The following is an 18,607-nucleotide window of genomic DNA, read 5'->3' as shown; positions in this document are numbered from 1 at the left end:
GTAGGGATGAAAATGAGATTTTTAATTTCAAAAGGTAACAAACGCTACACTATTTATGTACTTTTTTATTAGTAACCTTTTTTACTTCTCGAATGCCCGATCGAAATCATCAGGACAGGCTTCGTCTCTGTGGCTGCATATTTTTATTTATTCTTGCTTTTGCCATAATTTAAATGTATTTCCTATATAGATAAAATCTAGAAAGATCCTTATTTTTTGCTTCTAAAAAAATAATGTTATATTTGCCGTTGTAATCAATCTCTTAACTATTAGTTAATGTCTAACTTTTTCACATATAAAAACTTCACTGCTAGTCGGATTTTTAACAATTCGGATTTGGCTGTGTCGTGTGAAATATTAGAGAGAGAGAGAGAGAGAGAGAGAGAGAGAGACGCTGTCCATGCGTAACTAAGCAAATTTTTAATATAAAAAAAATACCATTGCGTCAAAATGACGTGATAACTTTTTTTGTATATATACCTCGGATAATATATAATATTTTTTTAGTAAATCGGCAGGACGAACTGTATAAGGCAGTCTTGTTGTTGTTTTGTTGTCGTTCTGGATCTGCTCTGAGATTATACCAGTCCGCCGGCCGGTTTTGTTATGCAGTAAAGTGCAGCGAATGCACTTTGCTGTTTTTTTCAGTTAATAGTCTGCAGTCAATAGTTTTCAATAATCATTTAAACATAAAAGATAATCGTAGGGGGATATTGCGTATGTCCAACTTTTATGATTACAACATATTTATAGACAGGCGTATCCAATACGCTCCTGCAACATGTACAACAAATGGGGCTGTGACCCTAACAACTCTGAATATAAACAACAAGGTCTATGACCGCAACATTCAAACAAATAATGAAAAAGAAATTTCTTTTGATAATGGGCATATTATCTTTCGGGATTATCCATGCGCAAGTTGGTATTAATACTCAAAATCCGTTAGGGGCATTTCATATTGATGCGAAAGGCAATACTGACGCAATCGGTTCTAGCGGTACCGATGATGATGTTATCGTAAAATCTAACGGACAGGTAGGTATAGGTACAGTATCTCCGGGAAAAACTCTAGACCTGAGAGGGAAGTTCAGATTAGTGGATGGTTCGCAATCTGATGGCTATTTTCTGACCAGCGATGCCAATGGTAATGGTTCGTGGAAAAAAACAATGCAAATGAAAGATTTTGTATATGGTGTTGTCAGCTTTCCAAATCTTACCACTACTGCAGCTAGATACACAGGTACATATATTTCGTTGCCGGCCGGTACTTGGATGATTGCTTTTACATGCACATACAGGGATTCTAGTCTGGCAAATTATATTATCTGGCGTCTTTCGACTAGTTCGTCATCATTGGTGCCCTATCAGAATAATCAAAAGAGTACAGCTTATTCGGGATCAGCACTGACTGGTTATCATACATCGGTCTCGTGTTATTTTTTAGTTACTAATACAATATCTCAAAATTATTACTTCTGGGCAGGGTTGGCTGTTGCTTCTACTACAATAGCTTATACTGGAGAGGGGCGTCTTTATGCAATCCCTTTATCTTAAATAATAGGCAGTTCAAGCCTTTTCCTGCCAGATGTATTTGTCTCAAAGGAAAACTAAGGAATGTTTATCTGTCTAAAAAAATAAATAGGTCGGAGATCTTAAAAAATATAAAGAAATGAAATTCTATTATTTTATCATATTAATATTATTGGTAAATGTATTTGCATTAAAATCGCAGGTTGGTATCAATAGCCAATCACCTCTGGGTATATTTCACGTTGACCCTAAGGGGGATACCTCAGGAACAACAAACGGATCGGATGATTTTATTATCAGTTCCGACGGGCGTGTTGGCATTGGAACCGTTAGTCCGACAGCTCGTTTAGATGTTGTGGGTAACCTTCGTATAGCGGATGGAACAGAATATGATCGTTATGTTTTGACCAGTGATGACAATGGAGTCGGATCATGGAAAAGACAAACATATACCTCTCGTGTTATTGGGACTGTTCCTGCTAGCCTTTCGAGTATAAGATCGGGAGATAACAATATCGTAAATGCTTCAAATTGGACTTATACAGGAGCTCGGATTACCTTACCGGCCGGTAGTTGGATGATCTACTTTTATTGTGTGTATAATAACAATAGCTCATCAAACTATACTGTATGGTGGGACTTGTGTACAACATCCAGTTGGGTTCCAGCTAATAGAGTTGGGCGTGTGTTGAGTTATTTTGCTCCAACAACCGGATTATCTCCTACCTATGCTTCGTATCCGGTATCACCTACTACTGCTACCACTTATTATATAATTGGTTTTGCCGGAGGAGGAGGAGGTTTAGCTGCAAATCTGACATTTACCTATAATAGTGGAGCTCGCATATGGGCAATCCCTGTATTTTAACCCAATTAAAGTATTCTGAAAATGAGAAAAAAAATATTTTTTGTAAGTATCTGTTTAGCCTTATTTGTTTTTATTAATGAAGCTTATTCACAGATTGGTATACAGACCGACAGCCCATTAGCATTATTCCATGTTGATCCGAAACGGAATACTAATTCAACAGGCACCAGTGGTACAGATGACGATGTAGTGGTGACTGTGGCTGGCAATGTAGGTATTGGAACTATCGTTCCTTCCGAGAAGTTAGACATCAGAGGTACTTTCCGGCTGAGAGATAATAATCAGGCGGCGGATAGAGTATTAGTCTCGGATGCTTTGGGCAATGCTCAGTGGAGTGATCGCCCTAAATTGGATGTGGTAGAAGTGAATAATATAAATACCCTGTTTTCAGGAAAGACGTTCACTACCTCTCCCTCTTACAGTGGTATATCCATTACTATACCTAAGGGAGCATGGCAGGTTATGTTTCAGGTGACATGTACCGCTACTAATAACATATACTGGGATTTTTGCACTTCAAATGTAAGTTATTCTCTAACCGATGCAGCAAATCGCCGGGCAATGAGTTCTGCACGCACACCGGTTTCGGTTACTGCAATTTATTTTGTCAATCAGGCGGCAACAGCAACTTATTATATCTGGGCAACCACGAGGTCTGGAACTGCGACCTATGCCGCGGGGGGGACTTTATGGGCTCTACCTATAGACTAATTATTGAAATATAGTTCTTTAATGAAAGATTAGCTGGTCATTTTTATATAATAGGGAATTATCTTCGTAAAAAGGTTAATTCCCTGTTTGTTCATTAGTTTATATCTTATTATTTCATTCTTAACGGTTCGGAAAATGAAAATTAAAACTAATTCTCACTTGGTTTAATAAAATAGTTCATTTATATTTGCCGTTATAAACAATTATTTAACTATCGGCAAATGCCAAATTATTTCACACATAAAAACTTTAATACTTGGCTGGATTTTAACAATTCGGGTTTGGATGTGTCGTGTGAAATATTAGAGAGAGAGAGAGAGAGAGAGAGAGAGAGACGCATCTAGCGTAATAATCAAAACAAAATTTCTATTGTGTCAAAATGACGGAGTGTTTTTTTATGCTTCGGGTTTTGTCGTATCTATTCTTCACGGGTGCTCACAAATACAGGCAAATTATAAATCTCCCTTACGAGAACAGCCTCTTTCCTTCTTGTTATGGAGAATCGGAGTGTCCTGCTTATTGGATTTATTATTAATTAATTACAAAGAAATATATACTAATTTCAAAATAAGTTGGCTCGGCATACAGTGTCGGGTAGAGTTGTTATATCGTTGTCGTTCAAATACCGGACAATGTAAAGAGTTGCCAGTAAGCCAACTATCATATGCATCGAGGTGCAGAGATTGCACCTTGATGTTTGTTTCCGTCAACAGTTATCCGTCAACAGCTATCATTACCGAAGATGGATGGAAACCTCATGTTTCGACAACTAATCGGATAAAAATAATTACTCAGAATATAAACAACAAGAAGGTTAGTAACCTAAAGAACAACAACAATGAAAAAGAAAATTTTATTATTGATAGGGATATTCTCTGTCGGTGTTATTAAGGCTCAAGTAGGGGTTAATACAAATACTCCCTTAGGAACATTTCATATCGATGGAAAGAAAGACAATCTGTCTGTTCCGACCACAGACCAACTGCTGAATGATTTTATCGTAACATCGGATGGAGATGTCGGTATTGGAACCATAACTCCGAGTGTGAAACTCGAGATAAATACGGGCGGAACACCTGCAAATATTATCCCCGGATTTAAATTAGTAGATGGTAATGAGGGAGAGGGGAGAACATTGGTGTCTGATGCACATGGTGTTGCAAAGTGGCAAGCCAAGCAGGATGTAGCTCTGACGTGGGATGCCAGTCATGTATTTACAATCCCTTATGCCGGAATTTATCTCATTACTCTTTATCTGGATGATAATAATACGACAAATGCTTATACTAATAAGTGGGTAAATCCAACTTTAGATAATGGCGTTTTATTTAATGGTGTTGCTTTATGGTCGATTACCCGTAATAATTATTTAATATCAAATGCTAATTCGCAGACTAATTATGGCGTATCTTGCTCCGGTACGTTGTTTCTTCTGGCAGGAGAAAGGTTGAGACCCGGGGCTTTAGCTTGGAACGGAAGCGGCACTAGAATCTTAGGTGTCGAAATTATACCTCTTTAATCTATTATATAATGAGAAATATTTTTTTATTTATAACAGTTTACTTCTCCATAAACATATGCCAATCTCAAGTTGGAATCAATACTCAGAATCCTTTAGGGATATTTCATATTGATGGAAAAAACGATAATCAAATAGTTGTTTCTAATAGTCAGATATTAAATGACTTTATTGTTTCTTCAGACGGATATGTCGGCATTGGAGCTGTTCCGGCCGTAAGATTAGAGATAAATACCGGAAATATAAAATCAGGCCTTAAATTAACTGATGGAACGGAAGGTATAGGTCGCACATTAATGAGTAATTTACAAGGAGTCGGAACATGGCGGGATATGAAGCAAACAGCTTTGACGTGGGATGCTAATCGTCGATTTACGATACCTAATACAGGTATTTATCTGATAACTATTTATCTGGATGATAATAATACAACGAATGCTTATACTAATAAATGGGTAAATCCGACTCTGGATGGAGGAACTACATATAATGGTGTTTCTTTATGGTCGAATATGCGTAATAGTTACTTGATATCAAGTTCTAATAATATAGGCACTTATGGAGTGTCCTGTTCGGGAACATTATTGCTTTTTGCCGGAGAGATTTTAACTGCTAAAGGGGTAGCCTGGCTAGGAGGTGCATCCTATATTCCTACTTTGGGTATTGAGATTATCGCTCTTTAAACAGGCCTTGTTATTTTATGGATCAGGGAGCTGCTATTTTTATAATAGAAGTTCCCTGTTTGTTTTTTCTATAAGAATAATCAATCCCTTAATAATTGTTATTAAAATAAAGAATAACTGAAAAGTAAAATAGAATATTCGAAAAAAGGATGTCATGCTGTTTCAAGACTCACTAAAGTTTTTATCTTTGTGTTACACGTAAAAATAGAAATCAGTTCTATTATTTTTTTTAGGTATTTAGGAATTATCAGCAGTGTATTTTAAATATATGCCTTACTTAATCAACTTTAACTTATGTCATTGATGCAGCTTTTTACTCCGATGAATATCACATTAATAATATTATTGGTGTCATCGATTTTCTTTATGCAGGGGAAAGTCCGTGCAGATTTAGTTGCAATTTGTGCCTTGTTGGCCTTGGTTGTAACGGGTATATTATTACCGTCCGAAGCCTTGTCGGGATTCTCTAATCCGGTTGTGATAATGATGATCGGATTGTTTGTTGTCGGAGGAGGTATCTTTCGCACTGGATTGGCAAAACTGATCAGTTCTAAAATATTAAGGCTGGCCGGAGAGAGCGAGATAAGGCTCTTTGTGCTGGTTATGCTTGTAACAGCATCTATCGGAGCTTTTGTTAGTAATACGGGTACGGTAGCAGTAATGATGCCAATTGTAGTCAGTATTGCTGTAAGTGCCAAAGTAAGTCCCAAGCGGTTTCTCATGCCATTGGCATTTGCAAGCAGTATGGGGATTCTTACGCTGATTGCTACACCTCCGAATATGATTGTAAGTAATGAACTGGAAAAAAACGGATTTGAAGCACTGTCGTTTTTTTCTTTTACTCCCGTGGGTTTAGTATGTCTGGCTGTAGGGATAGTTGTTTTGTATTTTTTGAGTAAATTCTTTTTATCGGATGAAGACGGCAAAGAGAATAATGATAAAAAATCGGGAAAATCACTTACTGATCTTACTCATGAGTATCAGTTGCATAAACTTACGCATATTGCAATATCGGATGATTCGGATATGATAGGGAAGACTTTGCGTGAATTACAGATTCCAAACCGATACAATATAAGTATTGTAACTGTAGAGAAGATAGTTGGGGGAGGACGTTTCAGAAAAAATACGAGTGAAGTGGTTGCCGGTCCTAATACGACAATAGAGAAGGGCGATGTGTTGGTATGCTACGGAAAGAAAAGCAACATAAGCCGATTTATTGACGAGAACAACTTTTCGGTATTGGAAGATGTCGAGAAAGGAACTGATATTTTTGACTTTCAGGAAATCGGTATAGCTGAGGTATTTATAATGCCTAACTCGAAGTTGGTAAACCGAACTATCATCGATGCTCACTTCAGGGATGAGTTTAATGTGAATATTCTTGGAATTCAGAGGAAGAATGAATATAAAATGAGTGATCTTCAGAATGAAAAATTACATTCAGGGGATGCTCTTCTCATACAAGGTACATGGACTGATATTGCCAATCTGGGCGATCGTCAGGAAGATCTGGTACTCGTCGGGCAACCTTTGAAAGAGGCTGCTAAAGTAACGATCAATCATAAAGCACCTGTGGCAGCTGTAATTATGGCTTTGATGGTTATTGCTATGGTAACAAATATAGTAGCTCCTGTTATAGCGGTAATGTCTGCAGCAGTGTTGATGGTGATTACAGGTTGTTTGCGAAATGTAGAGGAGGCTTATAAAAATATCAATTGGGAAAGTGTAGTTCTTATTGCCGGTATGATGCCTATGGCAGTTGCTTTTGAGAAGACAGGTGCTGCTGCCCTTATTTCTGATACGTTGGTTGGAGGATTAGGCAGTTATGGTCCGTATGCTTTGTTAGCCGGAGTGTATTTCGGAACATCTATACTTACCATGTTTATTAGTAACAGTGCTACGGCTCTGCTGTTTGCTCCTATCGGTATTCAGGCGGCCGCTAATATGGGAGTTAGTCCTTATCCGTTTATGTTTGCTGTTGCGGTAGCTGCCAGTATGTGTTTTGCTTCTCCGTTTTCAACTCCGCCTAATGCATTGGTGATGTCTGCGGGACGATATAAATTTATAGATTATATAAAAGTGGGGTTGCCATTACAGATAATTATGGGTATAGTAATGATATTGGTGTTGCCCTTATTATTTCCGTTTTAAAATTGTGATTGTATAAGAACGATAGACTAAATAAAAAAGCCAATAGATAATAACTAACTCTATTGGCTTTTTATATTTTTATAACAGTAAATATGTCACAGACCTTAGTTTACCTTCAGTTCATCTTTTTTTGGATCAGGACCATATTGATTGTCATGTCTTTCACCTTCTGTCAGAGCCAATATAAGATTATAAATTGGTATTAAAATAAACCAACCGCTTTTGCCTACATCATGCATTCTGCGTATTGATACTGCAATACCGGGAAGCAAAAGAGCCAAACTCCAGATAGAACCAAGTATCTGCATACCTATGATCATATCTATAATTCCTAGAATAATACTTGCTATCAGGTTTACTAAAAAGAAGTACCAATATTCTTTTCTACGTGCACGACCATCAAATTTGATATACTTATTTTTTACAATGTCTAGAAAATTCCCAATAATTTCGTTCATAATTTGTTGATTAACGTTGTTTATAATAAAATTTATTTATAAGCATTTGAAAAATGCAAAGATAGTGTATCAATCAAACTATACAAATTTTTTCAAAATAAGAGTAAAAGATCAGTTATTGATGAATTAAAATGTAGCACTTATAATCTGAAATATAGCGTTCTTTAAATGTAATCTATAGATGACATTATAAGTGATTATTGTGCCTTTTTTGATTATTTTATGTAACTTTGGCAAACTTTTGAGGTCTCAGACCTTTTTTTGCTTTTGTAACCAAAGAAAATCTAGGCGGTTATTAGTTTTAAGGTCTTAGACCTTTTTATTGCTATAGTCAGTATACAGCAACATAAAGTTGTATGTGAACCATGCAGGTTCCAGTGTCTGCTGTTGCTTATATGTATTATTTAAAAACTAGCTCTTACTTATTTTATGTCTGTAAGCCCCGAAGAGGTATTGGATGAGACCATTCTGCCTATCAAGAAAACCGATCTAATCTATCAGATCGAAGACCGACCTCCATTTAAAGAAGCATTGTTTGTTGCTTTTCAGCACCTTCTGGCCATATTTGTGGCAATAATAACTCCGCCGCTTATAATAGCAGCCAGTCTCGGACTCGATAAAGAGACAACCGGATTTTTGGTGTCAATGGCACTTCTGGCTTCGGGAATCTCTACATTTATTCAATGTCGGCGTTTTGGACCTATAGGTTGTGGCTTGCTCTGTATTCAAGGGACAAGCTTTTCTTTTATAGGGGCACTTACTGCCAGTTTTCATGGTATGGGATTAGTCGCTTTGCCTGCTATCTTCGGAATTTGTATTGCTGCTGCACCGGTGGAAATGATTGTCAGCCGTTTGCTAAAATATACCCAAAAGGTGATTACACCTTTGGTGTCGGGAATTGTTGTGACAATGATAGGGTTGAGCCTGATCAAAGTTGGCATAACAGCATGCGGTGGCGGCTTTTCTGCTATGGAAAACGGAACATTCGGAAGTTACCGCAATTTGGGTCTGGCGGCCATTGTCTTGGTTTCGATTTTGATATTCAACAGCTTCCGTAATAAATATATCAGGATGTGCTCCATTGTACTTGGGCTTATTCTGGGGTATCTTGTCGCTTATTTTCAGGGATTGATCGATTTCTCTCAATTAGGAAATTTAGGAGCAATTAATATTCCCACTCCTTTTAAATATGGATTGGATTTTAATCTTTCGGCATTTATTGCAATTGCGCTGATTTATTTCATAACATCTATTGAAGCTATGGGAGATATCACTGCTAATTCGATGATCGGGGGAGAACCGATCAAAGGCGAAAAATTTGTAAAACGAGTACAGGGAGGTGTTTTAGCTGATGGCTTTAATTCTATTGTTGCCGGAGTTTTCAATTCTTTTCCAAACTCAATATTTGCACAGAATAATGGATTGATACAACTTACAGGCGTAGCAAGTCGTTATGTCGGCTATTATATTGCTGCTTTTTTGGTTATATTAAGTGCGTTTCCTTTTATCGGAGGTATTTTTTCTATTATGCCCGAACCTGTTTTGGGTGGAGCTACTTTACTGATGTTTGGAACAGTTGCCGCGTCTGGTGTACGCATTATAGCATCTCAGGAGATAGATCGTAAAGCGATATTGGTTCTTGCAGTTAGCTTTGCCTGCGGATTAGGGGTGGAGTTGGCTCCGGATATTCTAGCACAGATGCCGACATGGGTAAAAGGAATTTTCTCATCAGGCATTACTACCGGAGGTTTGGTTGCTATCATAGCCAATGTTGTTATCAGGATTAAAGAATAAAACTGAAAACAATAGATTTTATATTAGTGTTTATGGAACATATTATTTCATTATATATTCTACAGTTATGAAATTGCTTAAAGACAGAATTTTAAAAGACGGAAAAAGTTTCGATGGAGGAATCTTAAAAGTGGATAGCTTCATCAATCATCAAATGGATCCTATTTTGATGAAATCGATAGGAGTAGAGTTTGTCCGTCGTTTTGGCAATTTACCTATAAATAAAGTAGTAACAATAGAGGCTAGTGGTATAGCTCCGGCTATTATGTTAGGATATTTATTGGAATTACCTGTGGTTTTTGTGAAGAAAGCGAAGCCTAAAACTATGGGGAATATGATTACTACTAAAGTATATTCTTTTACCAAGGATACAACTTACGATGTTTGCGTGAGCAGCGACTTTTTGACTCCGAATGATACTGTTGTTTTTATTGATGATTTCCTTGCTAACGGGCATGCGGCTATAGGTGTAAAAGACTTGATTGATAAATCAGGAGCAAAACTAGCTGGTATGGGATTCATTATAGAGAAAAGTTTTCAGGAAGGAGGAAAACGTTTAAGAGATCTCAATATCCATGTAGAATCTTTGGTGAGGATAAAAGGATTAGGGAATAATAAGATCGAATTTGAAGAGTGATAGTAATTTGCAAAAAGCATTTATAATGTACTTAGAGTGGAGACTATTTGTTACTACTCTGTTTGTGTAAAAAATAAAAAGGTCTGAGACTTTAATATTGCTCAATTTACAGTAGTATTGAATGGGGGATGTTCAAAATAGAAATAGCTTTGGAGGGCAACTTGTGCCTAAGCTGAAAACGATTGTTTTTGGCTTAGTTGCAGCGGTATGTTTTATATTGATATTTCTCTTAAACCGAAAATATCCTCTTTGCCTTGACGATTGGACATACTCTTTTGTTTATGGAGAAAATCCGGCTAAAAGAATATCTTCCATGTCGGATATTATCCGTTCCCAGTACAATCATTATTTTATGTGGGGAGGGAGGAGTGTTGTCCATTTTATCGCACAGTGGTTATTGATGCAGAATGAATGGGTGATGGATATTCTTAATAGTCTGGTATATACCGCATATGTATTTCTGCTCTATAAGACATGTAATTATTTTAACCGGACGAATGTTATACTTTTTATATTTATAAACGCAGCAGTTTGGTTTTTTACTCCTGTTTATTTATTTTCGACTACATGGATTGTCGGTAGTGCCAATTATTTATGGGGTGCTGCTATTCGCTTGCTCTTTATTTACCCGTATTGTGCTTATTTTTTATCGGATAATAAAATATCGAAAAAGTCTTCTTATTTTAAGTCTGCTCTGTTTTTCGTAGCGGGTATTATTGCCGGATGGACAAATGAGAATACTTCCGCTGCTATGATCTTTTTATTATTTTCGTTTCTTATTTGTTGGAAAATATCCAGACGTACTATTCCTTTCTGGTCTTTATGGGGAATTATTGGAGCTGTTATCGGTTTTGTTTTTATGGTGTTGGCTCCCGGGAACTATATAAGGACCGAGCAGGTTATGGGTGTGCATACCATAGAGTCCTCATTTTCGTTATCGGTCTTTATTTGGAGATTATATGATCTTTTAAGAGCGAATATCCTGTATTATATTATAACTTATGCTTGTTATCTGGGTTTAGTTATACTGTACACGAAGACTAAACGGTATAACAAAAAAATATTGCTGCTTTCTTTATTGTTTTTTGTTTCTGCGAATGTTGCTCTCATAGCGATGATTGCTTCTCCGGCTTTTCCGCCTACTGTTTGGTTCGGAATCTTGATGTATATTTTCATAGCCTTCGGTATTTTGTTTGCTAATATCCGCTTGCAGGCCATTGTCCAAAAGATAATGATAGGATTAGTGTTCGTTCTTTCATGTACCTTGCTGGTTGTTTATAAAAGCAGATATGATAGTGTTTCGCTCTTTTCGGATCAGCTGAATAGCAGAATAAACTATATTCGTACGGAAAAGGCTGAAGGTAACCGCAATATTAAAATAAAGGAACATATTGATGTTCCCGGAGTGTTTTCTATTGATCTGGACGTAACGCCGAATGCCGGCAGTTGGCAGAATCAATGCTATCTGGAATATTTTGATCTGGATTCCATTATATACATTCAAGAATAGGGATAGTTTTTTATATCTGTTTATGCTTATGAAAGAAAAAAGTATAGTCAATATATCTTTTGCCGGACTTATTCTTTTGGTCTTGGCTGTAATTTATCATTTAAATGTTTTATTTCCGGTTTTTGCAGATGATATAGGCTTTACATTTGTTTCAGAGATAGGAAAAGGGCTGACACGCAAAGTTTCGAATATTTATGATATTTTCGAAACTCAATATAGTCAATATCACGTATGGGGAGGACGCTGCGTTGTGCATTTTATTCTCCAGTCCTTGTTGTTATTAGGAGATGGTGTCGCAAATGTTCTTAATAGTATTGCTTATCTGGCCTTATCTCTTCTTATATATGTGTTTATAAATAAGGGAAATGAAGTAAAGCCCTTGTTGTTCCTGCTTATAAATATGGTATTGGTGTTTACCTTACCGACTTTTTCGGAGACTGTTTTGTGGATAACAGGTAGTGTCAATTATACTTGGGGGACGCTTATTATCCTATTCTTTATCTATCCGTTCTATACTTATTTTCTTAATGGAAAGGTAAATAATTCATGGATTCGCAGTATTGGAATGTTTTTCGCAGGTATTATAGCGGGATGGACAAATGAAAATACCGCTTTTTCCATGATATTAATGATCATAGCATTGCTCGTGTATCTGAAAATAACCAAGAAAGAGATTCCTGTTTGGATTATAACAGGCTTGATTGGTGCTTGCATCGGCTATTTGATTATGATTCTTGCTCCCGGTAATTATATTCGCTCTGCCGGCGTATCTCATAATTTAGGATTAGATGAGGTTTCGGCTTTTAAGTTATTTAAAATACGTTTGTATAACTTGCTTCAAGGAGGGCTTACTAGTATTCTTCTGTATTTAGCTGTATTTTTTCTATTTGCTTTTTTCTATTGGAAAAATAAAAGTCAGCTGCAAGGCGATTACAGGAAGCCATTGTATGCTTCGTTGGCTTTTATGAGTGCATCGATAATTTCTTATTGCGTTTTATTTCCAACGCCGACTTTTCCCGGGAGAGCCATGTTTGGTGTTGTTATATACGCTCTGATCGCTATTGGTATCTTGTTTGCCAATATTCCGAATAAAAATACGCTTGTAAAAGTTGTAAAGATTCTAACGGTTTTATCTGTCTGTGTGTTATTCTTTTTTGCATTTAATCGGGAATATACAGAGCTTGTCAAATTCTCGGATATCTCCAAAGTCAGAGAAAACCTTATTCAGGAGCAAAAAGAAAAGGGTATTCTGGATATTGTCTTCACAGAGAAGGAAACCATGTTACCCGATAAAGAGGTTCTAACAACAGATAGCTTGAATTTTTATAATGTGTATTTTGCTAAATATTACAATATAAATTCGATAAGACTCGAAAAAAGCCCTCATTGGTAATATCTTTTTGTTACAGATTTATTGTTACAGCAAATGCTACCGCCAGAACGAAAGCAGACATAGACGTGTACTTTAAATAAGGGTCTAATTCGGCATCTTTTTTCGTAGATAATATTTTCCCCAGAATAAGAAAGAAAGGAATGAAAAACACCATATATAGGTATTGATACCATTGTTGGTTGTACAGGCAGCTGTAAATGATAAAGCATAGAACTCCGATGATTGTTAATGCAGAGTGATATATTCGGGAGCCTTTTCGGCCGAATCGGATAGCCAGAGTCAATTTTCTCGAAACTAAATCATTCTCCATATCTCGCATATTATTAATATTCAGAACAGCAGCAGTAAATAGTCCCATCCCGATAGCTGGTAGCCACGGCTGGAATGTAAGGTGGTGTACATTCAGATAAAATGTACCGACAGTAGCTACAAGGCCGAAGAAGATAAACGAAAATATGTCCCCTAGTCCTTTATATCCGTATGGATTATCTCCGGCTGTATATTTTATAGCGGCAACAATTGACGCTCCTCCCAGAATGAAAAACGCCAAAATGTATATTGCCGGCATAAATTGCGAAGCTATATATATGAGGTATGTACCTACTATTCCAGATAATATAATGGCGATAACAATGGCTCTTTTCATTTGAGAAGGAGTGATGGCTCCGCTTTGTACTGTTCTTGTCGGGCCTACACGTCCGCCGGTGATGTCTGTTCCATGTTGGAAATCACCCAGATCATTTGCAAGATTGGATAGGAGTTGCAATAATGTTGCGGTTAACATTGTCAGAACGCATACATTTGTGCTGAAATATCCGGTGGTGTATGCAATTGCATTTCCGCAAATAGTAGTCGCTACGGCAAGAAACAATGTTCTTGGGCGGAGGGCTGAAATCCAAGTTTTTATAGAGGCCATTTTTCCTATGAAATTTTATACAAAGTAAAAGTTTTTAAGCGAGAAGTCAAACTATTTGAATGCAGCTATTTCCTGTAAATTGTATGTAAGTCTGAATCCGCAGCTTTCGTATTTCCCTTTGCTAAAAGATGCAAATCCGCCTATCCCGATCATACCCAGTATATTGATTGAATAACCCGCTTCATTGTACAGCTTCAGACCGGGTGTGTATAAAGCTTTGACATGCAGAGCTTCACTTACGGGAATACCTTGTAAAAATGGAAGTCTCTTGAGTAATATATATTTACTTCTGTAATTGATATGTCCTCCGATCCAGTACCTGTTGGTGGAGTATTTGTAATTGTCGAGGAGCATATAAGATTGATAGGGAGTTTTTCCAGATATCATTACATCAGATGTATTGAAATGCTCGAAATCTGTATAATGAACCTTTTGAGTGTTACCAAGAAATCCTCCGCCATTTAATGTATAATCCAGATTGCTGAAATAGCTCAGTTTGATGTCTTGTACTATGCTTCCGTTTAATTTTCTGAATCGTGAGTTATTAGTCTGCCAACCCGAAAAGCCCTCAGTATAATTGATCGAAAATACAGGAGAAGTCACTTTTCGATATATTTTTTTCTGATTATGGATAGAGTAATAAGCATAAGGGGCATAACTGAGCCCTATAGAGTAGGACGTTTTATCAAAACGTTCGCCAGAAAAAGGGTTTTCATGAATTTTGTCTTTACTGCCCCAAATAGCCCAGTCTGTATTATTCGATAATCCTGTTCGTTTGGCTATTTCTATTCCGGTTGACAATTTCAGTCCGTTGGCTATATCTATATTATTATTTACCGCAATAAAGTCGTTTCGGTAGAAGAAACTTTTGTTACTGCGTGTAAAAATACTACTTAATATATTATCCAGACGGGTTATGCCATTCGGATTGAAATCCTTCGAATCAGACCCTCCTTCCAGTTTGAAATTGCCCCTTTGTTTAGGCATATAGCTGATATTTAATTTACTGCCGTATATCAATTGTTTGCGTGCCGTAGTATAATATATATATGGAGAAATGGTGAATGCCGTGTGCTTTCTATCTGGTTTGTAATTGATCGTAAAGGCTTGACCAAGACTAAACCCATCGACGAAATTGTAGTCATGCAGGGCGTAAATCAATCCTTTATAATCTATCGTTATGAGTGAAGAGTCTCGACCGATCTGCCCGCCAAATAAAAGATTATCGGAGGAGTAGTTATCTTTTCGGTTCTTTTCTCTTATTGAGTCCACAAATTGTTTGATGGAATCTTTTCGCTGATAACTGATCAGTTCGAGGCTGTCGAGAGGAACTGACCGGATCTTGTCCCAATAATTCTGGTTGCGTTTGGTGGCAAGGGTATCAGATATTCTTACATATAATGGGTCTGTTTTTAATTCGAAATTACGTTTTTTCGATTTTTTGTTTTTCAGACTCGTTTCGTTGATATCCTTATTGGGTAGAATATCCAAATATTTGAGTGAAGAATAGTAGTTGAGATAACCTTTTATACCTAATATATTTATCTTGATAAAATTGGAATATGTTATGGGCAAATAGATATTTGAGCCTACTTCTTTATATGCAACCTCAAACTGTTGAGATCCGCCCATCATATTCATTTCTATATTCGTGTAAGTAACATGCCATGTATTGTCGGCTATATAAATATAGCCGTTAAGTAATTGAGGATCGTTTAGTTTGCTTTCTACTTTTATTTTATTTATCGTTACTCCATTTTCTTCGATAAATCCTTCATATTTAAATTTGTAGTATGAAAATGATTTAGGATTAAGAGGTGAGATAGAACCATTATATAGAGGTGAATAGATGGATGCACTCATTATTCCGAAAGTTTCCTTCGAATCGTAATTTTCAGGTATCGTACTCGAAAAAGCCTTGATTGTTTGTGTGTATTTATCCGGTGCGATATATTTAATTTCATTATATGACTCTTGAACGAATACTTGGTTCTGGAAATCGGACATCTTCATACCCTTGTCTGATGAAAGTTTGTTTACTAATGCCGAAATTTTTTCGAGTTCCATGTTTGCTTTTATATATGCTTCGGCTGTATATCCTTTGGCTGCATTCAAATAAAACGGGGCTTGACTTATTGCCTTGCGAATAATTGCGTATGCAGGGTCTTCTTTATTTGTAACAGTCACTTCTTTTAGGATGAAGGGAACCTCGTCTAATGCTATATTTACTACTACAGGTTGTGTTGCTAATGTAACTTTTTTCGTTACGCTTTTATATCCCAGACATCTGAATTCGAAGGTATAGTTTCCTTTGGGTAGATGTGTTTGATATTCACCGTTTTCGTTACACATTATTCCTTGTTTGGTTTCTTGTATGTATATATTGCTGCCATATAATGGCTGGTTTTTACTGTCTGTTATTTTTCCGGTGATAATACCTTGTGCTTGAATATTCAAAAGATTGATAATGATTAGTGTAGTTGAAATTAGCAGTTGTTTCATCTATGTTGTTTTATGTATTTACTTTTAGTGGTGTCGTGTAATTGATTTCTAAAATATATATATAAAAGAGAATTGAAATGGATTGAGCTTTTTATTTAACAAAAAGTAAGTTTTGGAGATTCGATTGAAAATAAAATGACAATGTGTCGTATGGTACTCTGTTAAGTAAATAAAAAGGTCTGAGAGGTTAAATTTATTGACATATGTCTTTGATGGGGATATTTTATTGCTAATTTTGCGAATAGAAATAAAGGTGTCAGCCTGATGTTTAGTTTGTTGGTCTTAAATGTCTTTCTAAAGAAAAGAATCGGATGTTTCGGACTTACATTTTATTAATAGTTAAAACTAAAAAATGCTTACAGTCGAAAAAATTGGGGGCACGTCAATGTCCCAGTTTAAAGATGTTCTGAATAATGTAATTATAGGGAAACGTACTCCGGATGAGATGTATAACCGCATATTTGTAGTATCGGCATACAACAATGTGACTAATTGGCTGCTGGAGCATAAAAAAACGGGAGAACCCGGTGTATACGTACAATTTTTGAAAAACGAAGATTACAGTATAGCCTTAGACAGTCTTGGACAAAGACTTGTCAGCATAAATAAAAACTATGAAGAAATAGGGCTGAACCTGCATGAAGCCAAAGAGTTTATAGAATATCGTATCAAGCAGGCTAAGATGATGCTTTTCAGTTTAAGCAAAGTGATGGCATCAGGTTACGTTAATACAGAAGATATCTGTTTGGCTGCCAGAGAAATATTAGCATCGGTAGGAGAGGCTCATTCTGCATGGAATTCTGTTAATATATTGAATAATAATGGTATCACAGCTCGTTTTATTGATCTTTGCGGATTTAACGACTCACTGCCATATACAATCGATGAACGTATTGCTAAAGCTTTCGATAAGATAGATTTTGAAAAGGTGCTATGTGTTGCAACGGGTTATACCAAAGGAACAGAGGGTATTATGAGAGCTTTTGACCGGGGATATACTGAAGTGACATTCAGTAAAATAGCAGTACAGGTAAAAGCCGTCGAAGCTATTATTCATAAAGAATACCATTTGTCGAGTGCCGATCCCGGGATTGTGGGGGTTGATAAGGCTGTGCCTGTAGGGTATAGTAATTATATTATTGCAGATCAGTTAGCCGATATAGGCATGGAAGCGATACATCCCAAGGCCGCTAAACCCCTCGAGTTAGCAGGGATAAATATACGGATCAAGAATACTTTTGAACCGGAGCATCCCGGTACATTGATTACCCGTGAATATGTATCACCCGAAGCTAAAGTGGAGATTGTATCCGGTACAACAAAAGTTGTAGCCATTGAGATTCATGATCCGATGATGGTCGGTGAGGTTGGTTTTGACTTGCGTATTATGACTCATTTTGCGAAATATGGTGTAAGTTATATTCTAAAATCAACCAATGCCAACTCCATAACAATGGTTGTATGGGATAAATCGAAATCAAAGGAATTGATAGAGAATCTCAAAGAAAATTTTTATCAGGTGAGAGTCGTTCCTGTCGCTATAATTTGTGTGATGGGTACAAATATCGCAATGCCCGGATTCTTATATAAAGCAGCCAAAGCGTTGTATGAAGAAAATATAAATATAGAGAGTTTCGGACAGTCTCTGCGTCAGGTAAATATGCAGTTTGTAATTAGCCGTGCTGATTATAATAAAGCTGTGATTGCTTTGAATGAGGCATTGTGTCTTCATAAATGAAATAGCCTAAAAGATTCTTTTTAATATTAAAAGCTTGCAATATTTTGTTAATTTTATGAAGAATTGGACAACGATTGTTGTCATAACAAATATATCTGCTATTTTTGTAGTAAAGTAGTTTGAGTTTTTTGAAGAGAATTTGAGAGATACATTTATTATATTGTTTAATTAGTCGTTTTGCATAGCTCATA

General features: G+C 36.5%; 14 protein-coding genes. 11 read left to right on the top strand and 3 right to left on the bottom strand.

Annotation, left to right across the window (positions count from 1 at the left end):
- The first annotated feature begins 861 nt into the window (after positions 1–861).
- From K322_RS20425 to K322_RS0115190, 6 genes are all read left to right on the top strand, one after another.
- Positions 862–1,557, top strand: a complete 696-nt coding sequence (locus K322_RS20425; protein WP_134435505.1) for a hypothetical protein — start codon at positions 862–864, stop codon at positions 1,555–1,557.
- Between the two features lie 115 nt (positions 1,558–1,672).
- A complete protein-coding gene (locus K322_RS20420; RefSeq protein ID WP_026627643.1) occupies positions 1,673–2,401 on the top strand; it encodes a hypothetical protein in 729 nt (242 codons plus the stop codon).
- A gap of 21 nt (positions 2,402–2,422) precedes the next feature.
- Positions 2,423–3,112, top strand: coding sequence for a hypothetical protein (locus K322_RS20415; protein ID WP_051290848.1), 690 nt, complete (start codon positions 2,423–2,425; stop codon positions 3,110–3,112).
- 838 nt (positions 3,113–3,950) lie between these two features.
- Entirely contained in the window at positions 3,951–4,631 is a 681-nt protein-coding gene (locus K322_RS20410) for a hypothetical protein (protein WP_026627642.1), read from the top strand.
- Between the two features lie 11 nt (positions 4,632–4,642).
- Positions 4,643–5,314: a hypothetical protein gene (locus tag K322_RS20405; RefSeq protein ID WP_026627641.1), complete on the top strand. Its 672-nt coding sequence runs from the start codon at positions 4,643–4,645 to the stop codon at positions 5,312–5,314.
- Between the two features lie 321 nt (positions 5,315–5,635).
- Positions 5,636–7,468 carry an SLC13 family permease gene (locus K322_RS0115190; RefSeq protein WP_026627640.1) on the top strand — a complete coding sequence of 611 codons (1,833 nt, stop codon included), beginning with the start codon at positions 5,636–5,638 and terminating at the stop codon, positions 7,466–7,468.
- 104 nt (positions 7,469–7,572) lie between these two features.
- Here K322_RS0115190 and K322_RS0115185 read toward each other — a convergent pair whose 3' ends face one another.
- Entirely contained in the window at positions 7,573–7,926 is a 354-nt protein-coding gene (locus K322_RS0115185) for a DUF805 domain-containing protein (protein ID WP_035332236.1), read from the bottom strand.
- Positions 7,927–8,355: 429 nt separating this feature from the next.
- Between K322_RS0115185 and K322_RS0115180 the strand changes: the two genes are divergently transcribed.
- The 4 genes from K322_RS0115180 to K322_RS0115165 all read left to right on the top strand — a co-directional run bounded on the left by K322_RS0115180 (position 8,356) and on the right by K322_RS0115165 (position 13,260).
- On the top strand, positions 8,356–9,720 hold the full coding sequence (locus tag K322_RS0115180; RefSeq protein WP_026627638.1) for a nucleobase:cation symporter-2 family protein: 1,365 nt from the start codon (positions 8,356–8,358) through the stop codon (positions 9,718–9,720).
- Between the two features lie 67 nt (positions 9,721–9,787).
- A complete protein-coding gene (xpt, locus tag K322_RS0115175; RefSeq protein ID WP_026627637.1) occupies positions 9,788–10,357 on the top strand; it encodes a xanthine phosphoribosyltransferase in 570 nt (189 codons plus the stop codon).
- 121 nt (positions 10,358–10,478) lie between these two features.
- Positions 10,479–11,867 carry a DUF3329 domain-containing protein gene (locus tag K322_RS19675; RefSeq protein ID WP_051290847.1) on the top strand — a complete coding sequence of 463 codons (1,389 nt, stop codon included), beginning with the start codon at positions 10,479–10,481 and terminating at the stop codon, positions 11,865–11,867.
- A 28-nt stretch (positions 11,868–11,895) separates the two neighbouring features.
- Positions 11,896–13,260 carry a DUF3329 domain-containing protein gene (locus tag K322_RS0115165; protein WP_026627636.1) on the top strand — a complete coding sequence of 455 codons (1,365 nt, stop codon included), beginning with the start codon at positions 11,896–11,898 and terminating at the stop codon, positions 13,258–13,260.
- A 10-nt stretch (positions 13,261–13,270) separates the two neighbouring features.
- On the opposite strand, the gene menA is transcribed toward K322_RS0115165, so the two are convergent.
- On the bottom strand, positions 13,271–14,176 hold the full coding sequence (menA, locus tag K322_RS0115160; protein WP_026627635.1) for a 1,4-dihydroxy-2-naphthoate octaprenyltransferase: 906 nt from the start codon (positions 14,174–14,176) through the stop codon (positions 13,271–13,273).
- Between the two features lie 51 nt (positions 14,177–14,227).
- Complete coding sequence (locus tag K322_RS0115155) at positions 14,228–16,678, bottom strand: DUF5686 and carboxypeptidase regulatory-like domain-containing protein (RefSeq protein WP_026627634.1); 2,451 nt, start codon at positions 16,676–16,678, stop codon at positions 14,228–14,230.
- A 352-nt stretch (positions 16,679–17,030) separates the two neighbouring features.
- Between K322_RS0115155 and K322_RS0115150 the strand changes: the two genes are divergently transcribed.
- Positions 17,031–18,416 (top strand): aspartate kinase, encoded by a 1,386-nt coding sequence (locus K322_RS0115150; RefSeq protein ID WP_026627633.1) that lies wholly within the window; start codon positions 17,031–17,033, stop codon positions 18,414–18,416.
- Positions 18,417–18,607 lie beyond the last annotated feature (191 nt).

The organism is Indolivaga capnocytophagoides DSM 22835 (assembly GCF_000426485.1).
Classification (GTDB): Bacteria; Bacteroidota; Bacteroidia; order Bacteroidales; family Dysgonomonadaceae; genus Dysgonomonas_A; species Dysgonomonas_A capnocytophagoides.
The sequence above is the reverse complement of the archived record's forward strand: the minus strand, read 5'-3'. Positions and strand labels throughout refer to the sequence as shown.

Coding starts and splice junctions, on each gene's coding strand:
- menA (WP_026627635.1), bottom strand. CDS start 14,176: ATGGCCTCTATAAAAACTTGGATTTCAGCCCTCCGCCCAAGAACATTG.
- K322_RS0115155 (WP_026627634.1), bottom strand. CDS start 16,678: ATGAAACAACTGCTAATTTCAACTACACTAATCATTATCAATCTTTTG.
- K322_RS0115150 (WP_026627633.1), top strand. CDS start 17,031: ATGCTTACAGTCGAAAAAATTGGGGGCACGTCAATGTCCCAGTTTAAA.
- K322_RS19675 (WP_051290847.1), top strand. CDS start 10,479: ATGGGGGATGTTCAAAATAGAAATAGCTTTGGAGGGCAACTTGTGCCT.
- K322_RS0115185 (WP_035332236.1), bottom strand. CDS start 7,926: ATGAACGAAATTATTGGGAATTTTCTAGACATTGTAAAAAATAAGTAT.
- K322_RS0115190 (WP_026627640.1), top strand. CDS start 5,636: ATGAATATCACATTAATAATATTATTGGTGTCATCGATTTTCTTTATG.
- K322_RS20420 (WP_026627643.1), top strand. CDS start 1,673: ATGAAATTCTATTATTTTATCATATTAATATTATTGGTAAATGTATTT.
- K322_RS0115165 (WP_026627636.1), top strand. CDS start 11,896: ATGAAAGAAAAAAGTATAGTCAATATATCTTTTGCCGGACTTATTCTT.
- K322_RS20415 (WP_051290848.1), top strand. CDS start 2,423: ATGAGAAAAAAAATATTTTTTGTAAGTATCTGTTTAGCCTTATTTGTT.
- xpt (WP_026627637.1), top strand. CDS start 9,788: ATGAAATTGCTTAAAGACAGAATTTTAAAAGACGGAAAAAGTTTCGAT.
- K322_RS20410 (WP_026627642.1), top strand. CDS start 3,951: ATGAAAAAGAAAATTTTATTATTGATAGGGATATTCTCTGTCGGTGTT.
- K322_RS20405 (WP_026627641.1), top strand. CDS start 4,643: ATGAGAAATATTTTTTTATTTATAACAGTTTACTTCTCCATAAACATA.
- K322_RS0115180 (WP_026627638.1), top strand. CDS start 8,356: ATGTCTGTAAGCCCCGAAGAGGTATTGGATGAGACCATTCTGCCTATC.
- K322_RS20425 (WP_134435505.1), top strand. CDS start 862: ATGAAAAAGAAATTTCTTTTGATAATGGGCATATTATCTTTCGGGATT.